The organism is Pseudarthrobacter sulfonivorans, from assembly GCF_024391045.1.
In the GTDB taxonomy this organism is placed as follows: domain Bacteria; phylum Actinomycetota; class Actinomycetes; order Actinomycetales; family Micrococcaceae; genus Arthrobacter; species Arthrobacter sulfonivorans_B.
Genome location: NZ_JANFCZ010000006.1, coordinates 25,279 through 41,692 on the forward strand (window position 1 = coordinate 25,279; position 16,414 = coordinate 41,692).

The 16,414-nt window shown below is 65.7% G+C and carries 22 protein-coding genes and 1 riboswitch; of the genes, 12 read left to right on the forward strand and 10 right to left on the reverse strand.

Annotation, left to right across the window (positions count from 1 at the left end; genetic code table 11):
- Nucleotides 1-7 precede the first annotated feature (7 nt).
- Complete coding sequence (locus tag NQJ30_RS05715) at nucleotides 8-1,216, reverse strand: globin domain-containing protein (protein ID WP_255768816.1); 1,209 nt, start codon at nucleotides 1,214-1,216, stop codon at nucleotides 8-10.
- 129 nt (nucleotides 1,217-1,345) lie between these two features.
- Between NQJ30_RS05715 and NQJ30_RS05720 the strand changes: the two genes are divergently transcribed.
- Both NQJ30_RS05720 and NQJ30_RS05725 read left to right on the forward strand, forming a co-directional pair.
- Nucleotides 1,346-2,263 carry a ribonuclease Z gene (locus NQJ30_RS05720; protein WP_255768818.1) on the forward strand — a complete coding sequence of 306 codons (918 nt, stop codon included), beginning with the start codon at nucleotides 1,346-1,348 and terminating at the stop codon, nucleotides 2,261-2,263.
- Nucleotides 2,260-2,391, forward strand: a complete 132-nt coding sequence (locus tag NQJ30_RS05725; RefSeq protein ID WP_255768820.1) for a dienelactone hydrolase family protein — start codon at nucleotides 2,260-2,262, stop codon at nucleotides 2,389-2,391. The genes NQJ30_RS05720 and NQJ30_RS05725 overlap by 4 nt, the downstream gene beginning before the upstream one ends.
- 66 nt (nucleotides 2,392-2,457) lie before the next feature.
- Here NQJ30_RS05725 and NQJ30_RS05730 read toward each other — a convergent pair whose 3' ends face one another.
- The gene (locus tag NQJ30_RS05730; protein WP_255768822.1) at nucleotides 2,458-3,309 is read right to left on the reverse strand and encodes a C40 family peptidase; all 852 of its coding nucleotides are present in this window, start codon (nucleotides 3,307-3,309) and stop codon (nucleotides 2,458-2,460) included.
- 3 nt (nucleotides 3,310-3,312) lie between these two features.
- Nucleotides 3,313-3,483, reverse strand: a riboswitch (cyclic di-AMP (ydaO/yuaA leader).
- A 339-nt stretch (nucleotides 3,484-3,822) separates the two neighbouring features.
- Here NQJ30_RS05730 and NQJ30_RS05735 point away from each other — a divergent pair.
- The 6 genes from NQJ30_RS05735 (at nucleotide 3,823) to NQJ30_RS05760 (ending at nucleotide 7,406) form a co-directional block, all read left to right on the forward strand.
- Complete coding sequence (locus NQJ30_RS05735) at nucleotides 3,823-5,112, forward strand: coiled-coil domain-containing protein (RefSeq protein WP_255768824.1); 1,290 nt, start codon at nucleotides 3,823-3,825, stop codon at nucleotides 5,110-5,112.
- A gap of 25 nt (nucleotides 5,113-5,137) precedes the next feature.
- Nucleotides 5,138-5,503: a TraR/DksA family transcriptional regulator gene (locus NQJ30_RS05740; protein WP_255768827.1), complete on the forward strand. Its 366-nt coding sequence runs from the start codon at nucleotides 5,138-5,140 to the stop codon at nucleotides 5,501-5,503.
- 18 nt (nucleotides 5,504-5,521) lie between these two features.
- A complete protein-coding gene (locus NQJ30_RS05745) occupies nucleotides 5,522-6,037 on the forward strand; it encodes a DNA alkylation repair protein (protein WP_374113221.1) in 516 nt (171 codons plus the stop codon).
- 48 nt (nucleotides 6,038-6,085) lie between these two features.
- Nucleotides 6,086-6,526: a DUF1810 domain-containing protein gene (locus tag NQJ30_RS05750; protein WP_255768830.1), complete on the forward strand. Its 441-nt coding sequence runs from the start codon at nucleotides 6,086-6,088 to the stop codon at nucleotides 6,524-6,526.
- A gap of 93 nt (nucleotides 6,527-6,619) precedes the next feature.
- Nucleotides 6,620-6,814 carry a DUF1918 domain-containing protein gene (locus NQJ30_RS05755; RefSeq protein WP_255768832.1) on the forward strand — a complete coding sequence of 65 codons (195 nt, stop codon included), beginning with the start codon at nucleotides 6,620-6,622 and terminating at the stop codon, nucleotides 6,812-6,814.
- A gap of 58 nt (nucleotides 6,815-6,872) precedes the next feature.
- A complete protein-coding gene (locus NQJ30_RS05760; protein ID WP_255768834.1) occupies nucleotides 6,873-7,406 on the forward strand; it encodes an NUDIX domain-containing protein in 534 nt (177 codons plus the stop codon).
- Nucleotides 7,407-7,412: 6 nt separating this feature from the next.
- Here NQJ30_RS05760 and NQJ30_RS05765 read toward each other — a convergent pair whose 3' ends face one another.
- Nucleotides 7,413-8,090: an endonuclease/exonuclease/phosphatase family protein gene (locus NQJ30_RS05765; RefSeq protein ID WP_255768836.1), complete on the reverse strand. Its 678-nt coding sequence runs from the start codon at nucleotides 8,088-8,090 to the stop codon at nucleotides 7,413-7,415.
- Nucleotides 8,091-8,250: 160 nt separating this feature from the next.
- On the opposite strand from NQJ30_RS05765, the gene NQJ30_RS05770 reads away from it, so the two are divergent.
- A complete protein-coding gene (locus tag NQJ30_RS05770) occupies nucleotides 8,251-9,054 on the forward strand; it encodes a thioesterase family protein (RefSeq protein ID WP_255768838.1) in 804 nt (267 codons plus the stop codon).
- A gap of 43 nt (nucleotides 9,055-9,097) precedes the next feature.
- Here the strand turns inward: NQJ30_RS05770 and NQJ30_RS05775 are convergent, their stop codons facing one another.
- From NQJ30_RS05775 to NQJ30_RS05785, 3 genes are all read right to left on the reverse strand, one after another.
- Nucleotides 9,098-10,792 (reverse strand): SulP family inorganic anion transporter, encoded by a 1,695-nt coding sequence (locus tag NQJ30_RS05775; RefSeq protein WP_255768840.1) that lies wholly within the window; start codon nucleotides 10,790-10,792, stop codon nucleotides 9,098-9,100.
- A gap of 22 nt (nucleotides 10,793-10,814) precedes the next feature.
- Nucleotides 10,815-11,519 (reverse strand): endonuclease/exonuclease/phosphatase family protein, encoded by a 705-nt coding sequence (locus tag NQJ30_RS05780; protein WP_255769002.1) that lies wholly within the window; start codon nucleotides 11,517-11,519, stop codon nucleotides 10,815-10,817.
- 118 nt (nucleotides 11,520-11,637) lie between these two features.
- The gene (locus tag NQJ30_RS05785; protein WP_255768841.1) at nucleotides 11,638-12,027 is read right to left on the reverse strand and encodes a DUF2177 family protein; all 390 of its coding nucleotides are present in this window, start codon (nucleotides 12,025-12,027) and stop codon (nucleotides 11,638-11,640) included.
- Between NQJ30_RS05785 and NQJ30_RS05790 the strand changes: the two genes are divergently transcribed.
- Nucleotides 12,020-12,799, forward strand: a complete 780-nt coding sequence (locus tag NQJ30_RS05790) for a lipoate--protein ligase family protein (protein ID WP_255768843.1) — start codon at nucleotides 12,020-12,022, stop codon at nucleotides 12,797-12,799. The genes NQJ30_RS05785 and NQJ30_RS05790 overlap by 8 nt on opposite strands.
- Before the next feature lie 58 nt (nucleotides 12,800-12,857).
- Here the strand turns inward: NQJ30_RS05790 and NQJ30_RS05795 are convergent, their stop codons facing one another.
- Nucleotides 12,858-13,943: an S-(hydroxymethyl)mycothiol dehydrogenase gene (locus tag NQJ30_RS05795; RefSeq protein ID WP_255768845.1), complete on the reverse strand. Its 1,086-nt coding sequence runs from the start codon at nucleotides 13,941-13,943 to the stop codon at nucleotides 12,858-12,860.
- A gap of 83 nt (nucleotides 13,944-14,026) precedes the next feature.
- A complete protein-coding gene (locus tag NQJ30_RS05800) occupies nucleotides 14,027-14,284 on the reverse strand; it encodes a mycoredoxin (protein WP_255768847.1) in 258 nt (85 codons plus the stop codon).
- Between the two features lie 145 nt (nucleotides 14,285-14,429).
- Here NQJ30_RS05800 and NQJ30_RS05805 point away from each other — a divergent pair, with 145 nt between their 5' ends.
- Nucleotides 14,430-15,179 carry an SOS response-associated peptidase gene (locus tag NQJ30_RS05805; protein ID WP_255768848.1) on the forward strand — a complete coding sequence of 250 codons (750 nt, stop codon included), beginning with the start codon at nucleotides 14,430-14,432 and terminating at the stop codon, nucleotides 15,177-15,179.
- A 29-nt stretch (nucleotides 15,180-15,208) separates the two neighbouring features.
- On the opposite strand, the gene NQJ30_RS05810 is transcribed toward NQJ30_RS05805, so the two are convergent.
- Nucleotides 15,209-15,631 carry a VOC family protein gene (locus tag NQJ30_RS05810; protein WP_255768850.1) on the reverse strand — a complete coding sequence of 141 codons (423 nt, stop codon included), beginning with the start codon at nucleotides 15,629-15,631 and terminating at the stop codon, nucleotides 15,209-15,211.
- A gap of 19 nt (nucleotides 15,632-15,650) precedes the next feature.
- On the opposite strand from NQJ30_RS05810, the gene NQJ30_RS05815 reads away from it, so the two are divergent.
- Nucleotides 15,651-15,971, forward strand: a complete 321-nt coding sequence (locus NQJ30_RS05815; RefSeq protein WP_255768852.1) for a chorismate mutase — start codon at nucleotides 15,651-15,653, stop codon at nucleotides 15,969-15,971.
- A 2-nt stretch (nucleotides 15,972-15,973) separates the two neighbouring features.
- Here NQJ30_RS05815 and NQJ30_RS05820 read toward each other — a convergent pair whose 3' ends face one another.
- The gene (locus NQJ30_RS05820; protein WP_255768853.1) at nucleotides 15,974-16,363 is read right to left on the reverse strand and encodes a hypothetical protein; all 390 of its coding nucleotides are present in this window, start codon (nucleotides 16,361-16,363) and stop codon (nucleotides 15,974-15,976) included.
- Nucleotides 16,364-16,414: the final 51 nt, after the last annotated feature.

The following is a 16,414-nucleotide window of genomic DNA, read 5'->3' on the forward strand; positions in this document are numbered from 1 at the left end:
TTCGGGGCTACTGGAAGTCGGCCAGCCACAGGTCCGGGCCGAACACCTCATACTGGATGTCCTTGGCCGGCACGCCCTTCGCAACCAGGGCGCTGCGCACCGACTGGAGGAACGGCAGCGGCCCGCACAGGTAGTATTCGGCGTCCAGCGGCAGTTCCACGGCGTTGACGTCCATGAACCCCTGGAAGCTCGGGCCGGAGGGGTCCGGATCCTCCGCCGGATTCACGAACCAGCTGTGCATCGATCCCTCGGGCAGCTTGCCGATGTCCTCGGTGACCTGGTGCCGGAGCGGAAACGAGTCGGGGCTCTCGTCCGCATGCAGGAGCATGACCTGCCGCCGTGATCCCGCCTTGACCAGGTGGGAGAGCATCCCGGCCATGGGGGTGATGCCGATGCCGGCACTCGCCAGCACCACGGGCCGGTCGGTGTACTCCAGCACCACATCGCCAAACGGGGCGGAAAGCACCACTTCATCGCCGACGTTCACGTCCCGGTGGAGGAGGTTGGACATCTCGCCGTCAGGGGTGGCGAGCCCGTGCACCCGCTTGACCGCGAAATGCCGGTGCTGTCCGTCATCGGCGCGGGTCAGGCTGTACTGGCGGGGCTGGTGTACGCCGTCCTTCATGGGCATCTTAATGGTGACGTACTGCCCGGGCAGGGAGGGCTTGACCTCCCGTTCGTCCGTCCGTTCCACCACGAACGTGACAACGTCGGCTGTCTCCTGGATGCGCTGGGCCACCCGCCAGGTCCGCCAGATGGTCTCCGGCGAGAGGTGCACCGCGCCGTAGAGGCCGCGTTCCTTGTTGATCAGCATGTTCCCCATCAGCCAGTACACCTCGTCCCAGGCTGCCGCAACCTCCGGGGTGACTGCATCGCCGAGCACATCCACGATGGCCCAGAACAGGTGGTCGTGGACGATCTGGTACTGGTCCGGGCTGAGGCCCAGCGAGACGTGTTTGTGGGCAACGCGGGACAACAGGTGGTCCGGCAGCTGGTCCGGCTTCTCGATGAGGTAGGTGGCGAACGCCGCAATTGACCCGGCCAGGGCCTGTTGCTGCCGGCCGTCTGCCTGGTTACCCCTGTTGAAGAGGCCGTCCAGCAGGTCCGGCCGCGCTTCGAACATGTGTTTGTAGAACCTTTTGGCAATTTCCTCGATGTTTTCGCCCACCACGGGCAGGGTGGCCTGGATGACGGGGCGGGCAGTGTCAGAGAGCATGGTGGTTCCTTCCGTGACAACCGGCTGAAGCCAGCGGTGACCCGCTTGGCCGGGCCAATCTACCAACCCGGCTGCACTCGGAGAAGGGCCTTATGGCTGTAGCCGGGCTCGGGTGGGAAACTCGGTTCCATGCGCGAATTCGTAGTCCTCGGCACCGCCTCCCAGGTCCCCACCCGGACGCGTAACCACAACGGTTATTTTCTGCGGTGGGGTGGTGCGGGCCTGCTGTTTGATCCCGGCGAGGGCACGCAGCGGCAGATGATCCGCGCGGGCGTATCCGCCTCGCAGATCACGCGGATCTGCCTCACCCATGTGCACGGTGACCATTGCTTCGGGCTGCCGGGCGTGCTGTCCCGGATGGCACTGGACGGCGTGAGCCATCCGGTCCACCTGCATTACCCGGCATCGGGGGAGGATGTGGTCCGTGCACTGGTGTCGGTCAGCACGCCCGGAATTGACCTGCGGCTCTACCCGCACGGCAGCGGCGGGCCCATCGCCTCCGGCCTGGAGGTGCAGCCCCTGAAGCACCGAATTGAAACGTATGGTTACAGGCTGACAGAACCCGATGGCCGCCGCCTGCTCCCGGACCGGCTTGCTGCCGCCGGGATCCGGGGCGCTGAGGTGGGACGACTGCAGCGCGTGGGGGCTTTTGGCGGTGTGCGGCTGAATGAGGTGAGTGTTCCCCGTCCGGGGCAGCGCTTCGCCTTTGTGATGGACACGGCGCCTTGCCCGGGTGCCGAGGAGTTGGCGGACGGGGCGGATCTCCTCGTGGCAGAGTCAACGTTCAGTGACGACGACGGAGGGCTCGCCGCACAGTACTCCCACCTGACCGCCGGGCAGGCCGGGAACCTGGCGTCCGGCGCCGCCGCCGGAACACTGATCCTGACCCACTTCTCCTCGCGGTATGGCGACGACGTCAGCCTGCTGGCGGAGCAGGCGCGGCGCCGTGCCGGCAACTCCACAGTCATCGCCGCCAACGACCTTGACCGGATCGCCTTCCCGAAACGTCGGCCGCTGCCCCCGGAAGGGTCCGAAATCACGGTGTGACGCATCGGCTCACTGTTTACCCGGGCGTGGACCACGCCCTCCGCCATGACACCGGGGAACGGTATGACCGGACCCTGGCGACGGCCGCCTGGAATGACACGGTGTCCTGGTTTGGGCAGTACGTGTGAGTGCGCAGCAGCGGCCGACGACGGCGGGCGGCCGGGTGCCGCGCGCCGCCGTCCAGCCGGCCGGGGTCACGCTACGTGGACGAAGGATGCGCCCTGGAGCCAGCTGAGGGAGTGGACCTGGGTCTTGAACCCGTCGACGCCGCCGCTGACAACCTGGCCGTTGCCGGCAAAGACACCGACGTGACCGGCGGTGATCACCAGGTCACCCGGGGCGGGCGTGCCAACAACGCTGCCGTACTGGAAGAACTGGCCCGGTGCCAGGTCCCCAACACTCTTGCCGACTGAGCGCAGTGCCTTCTCCACCATGGCGGTGCAGTCCTGCTGTACCCCGATCTGGGAGTAGGCGGAGGCCAGGATCGCCGCGCCGTGCGAGCCTGCAGGGGCCTGCGCCGGAGCCAAGGTTGAGGCCAGCTTGATGCCGGTATTGGCGGGCGCGGCCGGTGCTGAGGCGGCCTTGACTGCAGGAGCCGGAGCTGCCGGTGCCGGTGCGGCCTTCGCTGCCGGAGCCGGTGCTGCGTTGACCTGCCCGGCGGCAGGGATCTGGATCCGGTCACCCGGGTAGATGATGGTCTCCAGCGACAGGCCGTTCGCGGCCAGGACGTCGTTGAGTGCTACGCCGTTGGCCGCCGAAATCTGGCCCAGGGTGTCGCCGGAGACGACGGTGTGGATGTTGGCCGCCGGAGCAGGGGCCGCTGCAGGGGCCGGAGCCACAGCTGCTGCCAAGGCACTTGCTTGTCCCTGGACGTTGGCCGTTCCGGAATTGTCCGGTGCGTGGACGCCGGCGTGGGCCGGGGCGCTGAGGCCGAAAAACAGACCGGAGGCTGCAGCGACCACAAGGGCCGGCCGTCCGATCATGAGTGCACGGGACGTGGTGTTGGTGGCTGCACGATGGCGTGCGGAAGTGAACTTCTTGGACATGGTTGATTGCCTCTCCCATGCCTGCGGGGTGAGCTGTCGGGTTCGGGTCGGAGACACCCGGCCGGTGCGTCGCCGTGCATGACGGGACGTAACGACTTAACCCCAAGGCTTCCAATGAAGCCGCGGAAACGTGGTTCCCCCGTCCCTGCCAGTTGAATTGCGCTGGGGTCCCGGTTCAGCGGCAGGGCTCGGCATACTGAAGGGAATGTCCTGGCTTTGAACCAGGACACCGAACGACCATAACCGGTCGTTTTCCCCAATGTCACATTCCGATAACGGAATGTTGGAGCAAAATTCACCACGGAAACAGGCGGCATTCCGGTGCGTAAACCTCCAACGGTGCAGGTCACCGCACAGAATTCGTATATGCCCGGTCAGGTCATCCAACTGAGTGCCGGATCTCAAAAATTGCCGTGCCGGGCGGCGGCCAAGGCACGAACCACGGCGGCCAGGTGAGCCCTGTCGTGGGGCGTCGGGCCCCAGCCGGGAGTTTGACGGGTAAGCTCACGAACTATGTCCCCGTTTGCGCAAAAATTGCGGCTGACCGGTCTCACGGCAGTACTTGGCCTGGCTGTGGCCGCGACGATTTTCCAACTGCCCGCGCAGGCAGCGGATGAGGCTCCTCCCGGCGGCTATCCCTCCTGGCAGGACGTGGAAAAAGCTAAGCAAAGCGAGGCATCCACGGCGGCAGAAGTCACCAGAATCGGGGACCTGCTCGGCGGCCTGCAGGCCCAGGGGGAGGCCCTGGGCAATGCCGCCGTCAGCGCAGCAGCCGACTACGCTGTGGCACAGTCGGCTCTTCAGGCCGCCAGTTCCAAGGTGGATGCCCTAACCGCCCAAGTGGCCCGTGCCCGGGAGGAATCGGGCCGGCACAAGAGGGAAATCGGTGCCCTCGCCGCGCAGTCCTACAAGACGGGCGGCACCAACATGGGGTTTTTCGTGGCGCTCGACGCCGTGCAGACGAACAGCATCCACGCCATGGACATCGTCCGGATCGTCAGTGACAAGACGGCCTTGCTGGTCCACAAGTCGGCTGAGTCGGAACGGGTCGCGGCAGCGCTGGCCGACCAGGAACGCGCGGCCAAGGCTGAGCGGGAGCGCCTCGCCGGCGAAGCCGAGGCCAAGCTGTCCTCGGCGCAGGCCGCCCAGCGGGCGATGTCGCAGCACATCGCGGAACAACAGCAGCACAGCCAGGAACTCACCGCACAACTCGCCTCGCTCAAGGGGACCACCGCAGCCGTTGAGGACGAATTCCGGCAAGGTCAGGCTGCCCGGGCGGCCTACGAGGCATCCCTGGCGGCCAAACGCGCGGCCGCGGAGGAACAGGCACGACGGCAGGCTGAAGCCGCTGCCCGGGCTGCCGCGCAGCCGCCAGCGAATCCCGCACCCCGGAACCCTGCTCCCGGGGCACCTGCTCCAGTACCTCCGGCGGAAAGCACGACGCCGACCCCGCTGCCCGTCGTCGTCGTACCTGCCGTTCCGGGAGGCGCGGTCAACGACCCCGCCGGCGCCAAGACTTACGCTGCCGGGCGGCTTTCCGCGTACGGCTGGGGGCAGGACCAGTTCCAATGCCTGGCGCAGCTGTGGACGAAGGAATCCAACTGGCTCACCACGGCCACCAACCCTTACTCGGGGGCGTACGGCATCGCGCAGGCTTTGCCGGCCGGCAAGTATGCCAGCGCAGGCAGCGACTGGCTGACCAGCTACCGCACCCAGGTCGACTGGGGCCTTGCCTACATCCTGACCAGCTACGGCTCTCCGTGCGGCGCCTGGGACCACTCGGTGCTCAAGAACTGGTACTGACAGTCCGCGGCGCTAGGCTGTCCCCATGGCTGACGTTGAACGGTTCCGGATCCTGCTGGAGGAAGAGCGGGACCGGAAGCTGGCACTGCTTCCGGCTCTCCGGGCGGACATCTCCTCTGCCAATGCTGCCCGCCAGGACTCCAATGTGGACGATGAGCACGATCCTGAGGGCGCCACCATTGCCTTCGAGCTGTCACAGGCTTCGGCGCTGCTGGACCAGAGCAGCGCCGGCCTGGCCGAGGTGGAGGCCGCGCTGCACAGAATCTCGGACGGCACCTACGGGGTGTGTGCCGTCTGCGGAGGCCCGATCGCCGAGGGCCGCCTGGAGGCAAGGCCCTGGACCCCCTACTGCATCGAGCATGCCGCCGCCGGGCGCCTTGGCCGGAGATGATGCCGGATGGACCGCTCCGTGGAAGACGTTGCCGGCTTTATTGATGCCACCCTGCAGAACGAGGGCACCTGGTACCGGGCCGAAGAGGTGGAATCCCGCCTGGACGGTGCCCTCACGTCGTATGGAGCGTCCGTGGGTGCCGTGCGGGGGACCGTCCGGGACGCCGGCACAAAATTCAAAGGCCTGGGCCACGACGACGTGACGGCACTTGCCTCGCAGCTCTGGGGCCGCCCCGAACCGGGGCGTCGGGCCGTTTACGAGCGCCGCCTCGCCGCCGTCGTGCTCCTGCAATCCAGGGTGGCGTTCCTGCGGCACTCGGACCTGACCCGGTTGGAAGGCTTCATCCGGTCAGCGCACACAGCCGAACTGGTTGACCCCCTGGTTACCGACGTCGTGGTTCCCCTGCTCGCGGCACTCGACGGCGCGGACCGCCAACGTGCCCGCGTGGTGACCGCACGCTGGAGCCGGGATCCCGATCCATGGGTCCGCCATGCCGCGGCCCTCGCCGCTGAAATCACGGCCCGTACAGCCTGAAGTCCCGCACCGCCTGAAACCCCGCACCGCCGCCTGAAGGAGACGTTCGTGACCACCACCTACAACCTGGAACGCTTCGTTCACGCCCAGGACAGCGCCGGCACCTACGGACAGGCCCTCTCCGAGCTGCAGTTGGGAAGGAAGCGCGGCCACTGGATGTGGTTCGTTTTCCCGCAGCTCGCCGGCCTCGGCAGCAGTCCCACAGCCGTCAAATACGCCATCGGCTCGTTGGCTGAGGCGCAGGCCTACCTCAATCATGACGTCCTGGGCCCCCGGCTGCTTGAGTGCAGCATGGCGGTGTCCACCCACACAGGCCGTTCGGCCGTCGACATCCTGGGCGGCATTGATGCCAAAAAGCTGCGTTCCTCCATGACGCTGTTCCTGCGCGCCGCGCCCGGCGAGACGGTTTTCAAAACAGTCCTGGCACAGTTCTTCGACGGCGAACCCGATCCCGCCACCGACGAACTGCTCGCCGCGGGCAGGGACTGACCCGGCGCCGGACAGCGGTCCCGGAATCCTCCCGCAGAACCCCCTGTTACTGCCCGCTGCCGGGCCGTACTCTGGGGCTGGGAGGTGATTGCCATGGAGGCAACTCAAGGCGACCGGATCATCGTCCGGGGCAGGACTGTGGGATCGTCCGACCGGCACGGAGTGATCGTCGAAGTCCGGGGCCAGGAAGGGCATCCGCCGTATCTTGTCCGCTTCGATGACGGACACGAGACGGTCATGTACCCCGGCGGTGATTTCGCCGTCGAACGCGGACACGTGGGTCAGTAGACCTGCCGCGTCCGGCAGGTACCCGGCAGAGTCGCCGTGCACCTGTCAGACTGGAACCATGGATCACTCCCTGGCTTCCACATTCCCTGATGCCAACCGCCATTTTCCGCCGGCACGCACGGGCCCGCGGGACCCGGGTGATGCGTGGGTGGAGGGTGACCGGGGAAAGTTCTGGGGCAGGTTCGGTGCGGCCGGCGTCCTGGCCTACGACCCCTACAAGGGCGTGCTCCTGCAGCACCGCGCACTCTGGAGCCATAACGGCGGAACCTGGGGGCTGCCCGGCGGAGCGCTCCACCAGCACGAAGACCCCGTCTCCGGCGCCCTCCGCGAGGCCTACGAGGAAGCGGCCGTCCCGGCGGATGGCGTGGATGTGCTGTTTACCTCCGTGCTGGACGTCGGCTACTGGACGTACACCACCGTTGCGGTCCTGGTCATTGCCCCGTTTGATCCGGTGATCAGTGACCCGGAGAGCCTCGAACTCCAATGGGTCCCGCTGGAGGAGATGGGCAGGAAGGAACTGCATCCCGGTTTCGCGAAATCGTGGCCGCACCTGCATCCCCGGCTGTTGAACCACGCCGGGCGGAGCCGTTAGGGGCAGTCAGTAATCTTCGCCGTACTCGGCATTGACCAGAATGGGCAGATGGTCCGACTTGCCCCGCGGCAGGGTTTCAACGCTGGCGATGTCCAGGCCCAGCGACGTGGCGAAGTCGAAATGGCCCTTGAACACCTTGTAGCGGGTGTAGGTCCGGCGGTCGCTCAAAGACAAGGCATAACCCGAGTTCTTCATGTGGGCGTGCAGGTTCTTTGTGAAGAACGGATAGTTGAAGTCGCCCACCATCAGGGTCATCAGGCCGCTGCCCATGCTGAGCAGCTCGGCATGGGCAGCGTGGATCTGCTTTCTCCGAAGCGAATTTGATGCCGTCAGCGGAGCCGCGTGGAACGAACCGATCACCAGCTCGTGCTGGGTTTCGTTATCCATTACCCGGGTACCAATCAGCCGCTCGTGGGCCGGAGCCAGGACCCTGTCATGGACTGATTTCTTCAAGGCAAAGGACTGTGTGTCCATGGCGGTGAACCGGCCGGTGCGGTAGTAGATGGCCAGTCCCAGACGGTTGCCCTTCGTGGTGTCGGCGAGGCGCAGCGGCCCGAGCGTCTCCGGCAGGTCGCCCGCGTCAACCTCCTGCAGGCACAGCGCGTCAATCGCGAAATTCCGCGCTAGGGCGAGCAGTTCGCCACTCGCTTTGTGCTTCCGAAGGTTGTAGCTGATGACGCGCATTCGTGGAACACCTCACTTCGAGGTCGCTGACAGGACCAATTTCTGAGTTTAGTCCGAATGCGCTCCGTGGGCGCTGGAACTTCGCCGGATCACTGCCAGGGGGTTCCGCGGACCGGTTAGAGTTAATGATCATTCACCCGGAATCGTCGGAGGGCCAACGTTGACCAAGGAACTGCCTGAACTTGCCCAGGGAACCTTCTACTATCAGTCGCTGGGCGGCGGCGGTTTCCGCTCAACAATTCACGCCCAGGGCGCCTGGAATGAGCATGAACAGCACATGGCGCCGGCCGCCGGCCTGATGGCTGACCGGCTGGAGCGGCATGAGCCCCGGGCGGACATGAGGATGGCGAGGCTGAGTTACGAGATTCTCGGGCTGATTCCCGGCGGCGAATTCCACATCGAAACCACCACGCTTCGTCCGGGCAGGACCATCGAACTGCTGCAGGCCGAACTGGTTGCCAACGGCCGTGTGGCCATCAGGGCCACTGCCTGGCGGATGATCACCAGTGACACAACTGCGGTGGCAGCCGTGGAGGATGCCGCGATCCCTGCGCCGGATGACTGTAAACCGTTCGACGGCGCCGCCATCTGGCCGGGCGGGTACATCCGTTCCCTTGAGATGCGCGTGGCTGAGGGGCACCGGGACGGGGCGGGAACGGTCTGGCTCCGCACCCAGCACCCCCTGACGGACACAGCGGACAGCAGCGACTTCGTCCGCCTGATGGGCCTGGTGGACACGGCCAATGGCATCGCGGCCAGGGTCCCCCCGGGGGAGGGCAGCTACGCGTTTCCCAACCTGGACCTTCAAATCCACATGTACCGCAGGCCCGCGGGAGAATGGCTTGGCCTGGACAACGCCGTTTCGTTCGGCGCTGACGGAATAGGCCTGACCTCCACCGTCCTTCATGACCTCGAGGGACCTTTCGGTCGTGCAGAGCAGATCCTGACGCTTCGCCGGACCTGACGTTCCGTGCGGGCGCTCGAGGCTCTCCCGCGCGGGCCGAGGACTATCCCTTCCCTGCCCACTCCCTGTAGGCGCGGACCGCATTATGGACGGTGGGGTAGAAATGGTCTGGGCTGAACCTGGAACTGGCCCCGAAGCGGACCAGCCGGTCCTTGATGGGTCCCTTCATCTCGGCGAAAACCAGGCTGACCCCGGCCTGCGCCAGTTCATCGTCGAGTTGCACCAGTTCGTCCAGTGCAGTGGTGTCCAGGCCGGTGATTGGTTCGGCGGCCACAACCACCCACTTTACGGGCGAGGGTGCGCCGTCCACCAGGTTGCGGATGTGGTCTGCGAAGACTTCGCCGTTGGCAAAGAACAGCGGTGCGTCGAAGCGGGCGATGACCAGGCCCTGGATCCGCCGGCCCTCCGGGTGCCGGTCGAGGTCGTGGAAGCCGGGCACGCCGTCCACACTCGCGAGTTCGGTACGGTACGGGTCCCAGGCCCGCCGCACGAAGGCCACCAGGGACAGTCCGATTGCCACCACGATTCCCTCCAGGACGCCCACAAAGGCGACCCCCAGGAAGGTGACGACCAGGAGGAGGGTCTCCAGTTTGCTCATCCGGATCAGGCGCAGGAGCGTCTTCACGTCAACAAGTGATGCCGCCGCAACGATCACCACGGCAGCGAGCGTGGCGGTGGGAAGGTAAGCCGTGACGCCCGGTACCAGGACCATGAACAGCACCACAAGCAGGGCCGCCACCACTCCGCTCAGCGGCGATCTCCCGCCGGCGTCGAGCACAATGGGGGTGCGTGAGGAACTTCCGCTCACCGGAAAGCCGCCCAGCACGCCCGTAGCGATGTTGGCGATCCCCAAGGCGCCCATTTCCTCGTTGCCGTTGACTCTTTCCCCGCGCCGGCCCGCGAGGCTTTTGGACAATGTGGAGGTGTCCGCGAAGGCTATCAGGGCAATGCCTGCCGCCGGGCCGATCAGCGCTGTGACATCCTCCCAGCCGATCCCTCCCAGCATGGGCGTGGGAAGTCCCCGCGGGAGTGCCCCGACAACCGGCAACCGCCCTTGGAGGTCCAGTGCGGCCACCAGGGCGATGGCGCCGGCTACGGCGAACATAACGCCGGGCACTTTCCACGGCAGGAAGCGCCCCGCCACGATCACGGCCAGGCTTCCTGCCCCCGCGCCCAGGGCGATGGGGTTGATCCCGCCGCTGACGACGGCATCGAACAGGGATACGAGGCGTTCAACAAGGGTCTCCCCGGAGCTGTCGATGCCCAGCAGCCGCGGAAGCTGGCTGACGGTTACAGCCAGCGCAATGCCGTTGAGGTAGCCGACGCGGATTGGTTTGGACAGCAGGCCGGTCACAAATCCCAGCTTGAAGATCCGGCCCGCAAACAGGAAGGTACCGATCAGGATCGCGAGGACGCCGGCCAGAGGCACGGCCTGCTCCGGGTCGCGACCGGCCAATGGAAGAATTGCGGCCGCGATCATGGGTGCCAGTGAAGAATCCGGCCCCACAATAACAACCCGGGATGGCCCGAACAAGGCGTAGAAGATCATTGGTACCACCGAGGCGTACAGCCCGTTCACGGCTGGGAGCCCGGCGGCCTCGGCGTACGCCATGCCTGCCGGCACCAGGGCTGCGCTCAGGGCTGCTCCTGCCACCAGGTCAGACTTCAGCCAGGCCTTCTTGTAGCCACGGGCCACGCTGAGGCCCGGTACCGCCTTGCTGATCCAGTCGTGCCGCACCCGCGCCTCCCCAAAACCACAGTCAGGCGGCCGGTGGCTCCTGCGCCCGAGCCGAATCCTGGCCGTATTCCGCCGTCACCAGGATGGGCAGATGGTCGGACGCGCCACGTGGGAGCGTCTCCACGTTCTCGATGTTCAGGCCCAGTGACGTGGCAAAGTCGAAGTGTCCCTTGAACACCTTGTACCGCGTGTAGGTTCTGCGGTTGCTGAGCGAGAGCTCGTACCCGGAATCCCTCATGTGTTCGGTGAGGTTCTTGGTGAAGAACGGATAGTTGAAGTCGCCTGCCATCAGGGTCATCAGTCCGGAACCCATGCCGAGCAGTTCCTTGTGGGCCGCATGGATCTGGTTGCGCCGCAGCGAGTTGGTGGCCGTCAGGGGCGCGGCATGGAAGGAAGCGATGACGAGCTCATGGCCGGTCTCGTTATCGCGTACCCGGGTGCCGATGAGCCGTTCATGTGCAGGAGCCAGGACCATGTCGTGCAGGGACTTCTTCAGCGCAAAAGTGTTGGTGCCGTGCGCGGTGAAGCGGTCCGGCCGGTAGTAGATGGCCAACCCCAGCCGGTTTCCCTTGGTGGAATCGGCCAGTTGGAGCTGCCCCAGCGTGTCCGGCAGGTCAGTGGTATCGCACTCCTGCAGGCACAGGGCATCGACGTCGAAATCCCGGGCCAGGGCCATGAGTTCCCCACTGGCCCTGTGCTTGCGAAGGTTGTAGCTGATGACGCGTATCAGTGGATTGCCTCTCCTGGAGGAGTGTGGGGGTGCCGCGATTTCTGAGTTTAGCCACCCGGCGGGGGACGGGACGTCATAGTCCGGGCGTGTCAGGTAGCTTTTGCCCGGAGCACGGTCAGGTTGAGCGGAACACCAGCCAGCCGGCGAGGGTGGACAGCCCCGTCAGCGCAGCGCCCCAGACAATGTCCACCACAATCAGCTGCAGGGGCCACGTCTTGAGAGTGGCGGCGTTGGTGAGGTCATATGTTGCGTAGGCAAAGGCGCCCAGCGCGGCCCCGTAGCCGACGGCGGTCAGCCAGGTGCCGCCGTCGAGCGCCGGCCGCAGGGCGAAGAAGAGAATTCCCGCTATGTACATGACATAGAAAGCCACGGCGTAACCTAAGTGGGGCTTGTCGGCGAGCAGGTCACCGATGTGGCTGCGGTAGAAGGGGTTCATCAGCTTCAGCCAGATGGCGTCAATGACCGCGAATGCGGCGGCAACAACAAGGAATTGCAATATGACCATAAGGGAGCTTAGCAACATGCAGGACGTCGAGGCTGACCGGACGCTCACCGTGGTCCGGCAGGACCATACTCTCGGCGCCGCGCGGGACCTGGAAATCGGTCTGGAACTACTGACCCTGGCCAAGACCGGAGGGATAGGCCCCACCCTGCGGCTGTACCGGCCCGCCCCGACTGTCGCCTTCGGCCAGCGGGACACCCGTCTGCCCGGCTTCGAGGCGGCTGCGCAGGCCTGCCGGGACCACGGCTTTGAGCCTCTGGTGCGGAAGGCGGGCGGCCGAGCCGCCGCCTATCATGAAGGAACGTTGGTGGTTGACCACGTCATGCCGGAGGCTGACGCGATTGCCGGCTCCAAAAGCCGGTTCGCTTTCTTCGGTGAGCTGCTGGCGCAGACGTTGCGGGACGTCGGCGTGCAGGCCGCCGTCGGCGAGATCCCCGGCGAGTATTGCCCCGGCGAGTTCAGCGTCCACGGCATCCACCCCGCAGATCCCACCCACCGGATCAAGCTGGTGGGGACTGCGCAGCGTGTGGTGGGCGGCGGCTGGTTGTTCAGTTCGGTGATTGTGGTTGAAAACTCTGCCCCCATCCGCGCTGTCCTGACGGACAGTTACGCGGCCCTGGGCCTGGACTGGGACCCGGCCACTGCAGGGGCCGCGGACGATCTGGTGCCCGGCCTGACGGTTCAGGCCGTTGAGGACGCTGTGGTTGCCGCCTACGCGGGCCACGCGTCCCTGAGGCACGCCGAGTTCGGCAGCGTGTACAGCAGGGAAGCGTAGCCCGCAACGGCCCGCCGGGGCTTAACCGGGCCCAGGCGGTCCGTTCATCCAGCTGCGGCTACAGCTCCACCACCGAACGCAGCACCGACCCGGAGTGCATCTTTTCGAACGCTTCCTCCACCTGGTCGATGGTGATGCGCTCCGTCACGAAGGCATCCAGGTCCAGCTTGCCCTGCCTGTAGAGGTTAATCAGCATGGGGAAGTCCCGGGAGGGCAGGCAGTCGCCGTACCAGGAGGACTTCAGCGAGCCGCCCCGGCCGAAGACGTCGAGCAGCGGCAGTTCCAGCTTCATGTCCGGCGTGGGGACGCCCACCAGCACCACGGTTCCGGCGAGGTCGCGGGCATAGAACGCCTGCTTGTACGTTTCGGGGCGTCCGACGGCGTCAATCACCACGTCTGCGCCGTTGCCGTCGGTGAGGGCCCGGATCGCCTCGATGGGGTCTTCCTTGCTGGAATCCACAGTGTGGGTGGCGCCGAGCTCCAAGGCACGTTCCAGTTTTTTGGCATCGATGTCGACGGCGATGATAGTGGTGGCGCCCGCGAGCGCGGCGCCAGCGATGGCCGCCACGCCCACACCGCCGCAGCCGATCACGGCGACGGAATCGCCCCGCTTGACCCCGCCGGTGTTGATGGCGGCACCGATGCCGGCCATCACGCCGCAGCCGAGCAGGCCGACGGCGGCAGCATCGGCGTCGGGATCCACCTTGGTGCACTGCCCGGCAGCCACGAGGGTCTTCTCGATGAACGCGCCGATGCCCAGTGCGGCGGAAAGCTCGGTGCCGTCCTCAAGGGTCATCTTCTGGGTGGCGTTGTGGGTGTTGAAGCAGTACTGCGGCTGGCCCTTGGCGCAGGCGCGGCAGTTGCCGCAGACGGCGCGCCAGTTCAGGACCACACGGTCGCCCGGGGCCACGTTGGTGACGTCGGGGCCCACGGCACTGACCACGCCGGTGGCCTCGTGGCCGAGGAGGAACGGGAAATCATCGCTGATGCCGCCCAGTTTGTAGTGCAGGTCGGTGTGGCAGACGCCGCTGGTGAGGATGTCCACCAGAGCCTCCCCTGGACCCGGCTCCGGGACCAGGACGGTCTCCAGGGTAACCGGGGCGCCCTTGGAGCGGGCAACGACACCTTTGACTTTATGGACCACGGAAGGCTCCCTCAATGCAGATAGACAGAACGGGCCCAACCCTGAGGTTGGTCCCGTTCTGTCTACCACATGGGCTGCCGGACTTAGGCTGCGAGACGGCTCTTTACCTCAGCCAGGGAGGGGTTGGTGGCGGCGGAGCCGTCCGGGAAGAGCACGGTGGGGACGGTCTGGTTGCCGCCGTTGAGCTGCTCCACGAGTTCGGCGGTTCCCTCCACCTCTTCGATGTTGATTTCCGTGTAGCCGATGCCCTGCGCGTCCAGCTGCTTCTTCAGCCGGTTGCAGTAGCCGCACCAGGTGGTGGAAAACATGGTGATAGTGCCGTTCTCGGGGGTAAAGTCCACGGAGCTCTCCTGAAATCGTTGAAGGGGGTTCGTCCTTCTCAACGGTAACCCGCGGCCGGCTATTCCCTGTGGCTATTACATGAGGCTGCCCCGGCGGCTGACAGTGTTGGCTGACAGGGCATGCCGGCAATGGCATGCTGGAGCCATGTGTGGACGCTATGTGATGGCCCGGGCCGTGGGGGACCTGCTCGCCGAATTTGATGCCGGGCTCGAGGAGGATGTGCAGCTTCCTCCGTCGTGGAACGTGGCGCCAACGGACGATGTGCCGATTGTCCTGGAACGGCTTATCGACGACGAAGCGGTGCGGCAGTTGCACGTGGCCCGCTGGGGCCTGGTTCCCTCGTGGGCGAAGGATCCGGGCATCGGCGCGAAAATGATCAACGCCCGGAGCGAGAGCGTGTTGGAGAAGCCTGCCTTCCGTAAAGCCGTGAAGTCACGCCGTTGCGCTGTGCCCGCTGACGGGTATTACGAATGGAAGCAGGGGACGGGCAAGGTGAAGCAGCCCTACTATGTGCATCCGGGGTCTGAACACGGTCTGGTGTTCGCCGGCCTGTATGAGTGGTGGAAGGACCCGTCCAAGGCCGACGGCGATCCCGCCCGCTGGATGCTGTCCACGTCCATCCTGACGGCGGACACGCCGCCGCCGGGTGCCGAGTCCACGGTGTTTGGCAAGCTGACGGAGCTGCATGACCGGGTGCCGCTGCCCATGGACCGGGCCACCATGGCGTCGTGGCTTGACCCGCAGATCGACGACGCCGCCTTCCTCGTGGATCTTGTCCGCGCCCACGTCAAGGACGTTGCCGCCGACTGGCACGTGGATTCGGTGGGCCGGGAAGTGGGAAACGTCCGCAACAATTCCCCGGAGCTCATCCGCCCCGTGGAAGCGCTGTTCTAGGCGGCGGCCCGGTCCGCGGGGACCGTGCCTCAGACGGTGACGTTGCCGTCGTCGTCCACTGCCCAGGTGGGGTTGTACGCAACTTCCCAGCGGAAGCCGTCCGGATCAGCAAAATAGCCGCTGTACCCGCCCCAGGGCTGGGTGACAGGTTCGGCTACGATCTGCGCGCCTGCAGCCCTGGCCTCGGCCATCACCCGGTCCACGTCCTCAGTACTGGGAAGGTTGTGGCTGAGGGTGACACACGGAACCGGCCCGGGTGTGCCTACGCCCGCTTCCGCGTGCATCTGTCCGGCGTCCCAAAGGGAGAGGATCAGTCCGTGGTTGGCCTGGATGAACACCACATCACCGGGGTGTTCACTGCGCGCAGGCCAGCCAAGACCTTCCACGTAGAAGCGGCGGGAGGCGTCAACGCTGCGAACGCCTAGTGAGATGAAGTCGACTCTGGGCTGCATGCTTCGATACTGTCAGAAGATGGCAACAATTCAAGGAAACGATCGGGAAGCACTGGCCGACAAGGAACAGCTCGCCGCCGTTCGGATTGCGGTCGACGAAGTTGACGATCAGATTGTCACGCTCATTGCGCGGCGTGAACGCCTGATCCGGATCGCTGGCACCCTCAAGGGCGACGACGCTGAAGTCCGCGCGCCTGGCCGGGTGGAACGGGTGATTGAGCACGTTCGCGGTGCCGCCGAAAAGAAAGACATTGACCCGGACATCGTGGAATCCACGTACCGGGCCATGATCTCGGGCTTCATTGAACTCGAGCTGAAGGTCCACAAAGAAAACAGCTGAAGCTAGAGCGCTTCCTGGACGGCAACGCCCCCCTGGAAATCGCGGCCGTCGGCCTCGCTGAACGCCGTCATGACGTGCCCTTTGCCCAGACCCTGGATGGCTGCCATGGGAAAGTTTCCGGTGATGGTGCTGCCCGAATGGGTCACTCCGGAAAGGTCATAGTTTTCTTCGGCCGTCTGGTCATGGCAGAACGAGTAGAAGGCGATCGCCTCCCCGTTCAGGAATTCGATGCCCAGCCGTCTCTGGGATGAATGGTCAGGGCTGGCCGCCACGAGTCCTACGACGTACGCACCCGCCCCCGGTATGTTGCCGTCGATATCAAAGTTGGCCACGAGCGTGTTGTCCTGGGCTTTGATGCTTACGTGCTTGAGGAGTGCGTCATGGGAGCTCATGCCACAATCCTGCCCCCAGCCGTCCCGTCCGTCCACCCCCTGCCTAGGTTT

Coding starts and splice junctions, on each gene's coding strand:
- NQJ30_RS05815 (WP_255768852.1), top strand. CDS start 15,651: ATGGCAACAATTCAAGGAAACGATCGGGAAGCACTGGCCGACAAGGAA.
- NQJ30_RS05805 (WP_255768848.1), top strand. CDS start 14,430: ATGTGTGGACGCTATGTGATGGCCCGGGCCGTGGGGGACCTGCTCGCC.
- NQJ30_RS05755 (WP_255768832.1), top strand. CDS start 6,620: ATGGAGGCAACTCAAGGCGACCGGATCATCGTCCGGGGCAGGACTGTG.
- NQJ30_RS05760 (WP_255768834.1), top strand. CDS start 6,873: ATGGATCACTCCCTGGCTTCCACATTCCCTGATGCCAACCGCCATTTT.
- NQJ30_RS05790 (WP_255768843.1), top strand. CDS start 12,020: ATGACCATAAGGGAGCTTAGCAACATGCAGGACGTCGAGGCTGACCGG.
- NQJ30_RS05720 (WP_255768818.1), top strand. CDS start 1,346: ATGCGCGAATTCGTAGTCCTCGGCACCGCCTCCCAGGTCCCCACCCGG.
- NQJ30_RS05735 (WP_255768824.1), top strand. CDS start 3,823: ATGTCCCCGTTTGCGCAAAAATTGCGGCTGACCGGTCTCACGGCAGTA.
- NQJ30_RS05765 (WP_255768836.1), bottom strand. CDS start 8,090: ATGCGCGTCATCAGCTACAACCTTCGGAAGCACAAAGCGAGTGGCGAA.
- NQJ30_RS05810 (WP_255768850.1), bottom strand. CDS start 15,631: ATGCAGCCCAGAGTCGACTTCATCTCACTAGGCGTTCGCAGCGTTGAC.
- NQJ30_RS05730 (WP_255768822.1), bottom strand. CDS start 3,309: ATGTCCAAGAAGTTCACTTCCGCACGCCATCGTGCAGCCACCAACACC.
- NQJ30_RS05715 (WP_255768816.1), bottom strand. CDS start 1,216: ATGCTCTCTGACACTGCCCGCCCCGTCATCCAGGCCACCCTGCCCGTG.
- NQJ30_RS05740 (WP_255768827.1), top strand. CDS start 5,138: ATGGCTGACGTTGAACGGTTCCGGATCCTGCTGGAGGAAGAGCGGGAC.
- NQJ30_RS05820 (WP_255768853.1), bottom strand. CDS start 16,363: ATGAGCTCCCATGACGCACTCCTCAAGCACGTAAGCATCAAAGCCCAG.
- NQJ30_RS05785 (WP_255768841.1), bottom strand. CDS start 12,027: ATGGTCATATTGCAATTCCTTGTTGTTGCCGCCGCATTCGCGGTCATT.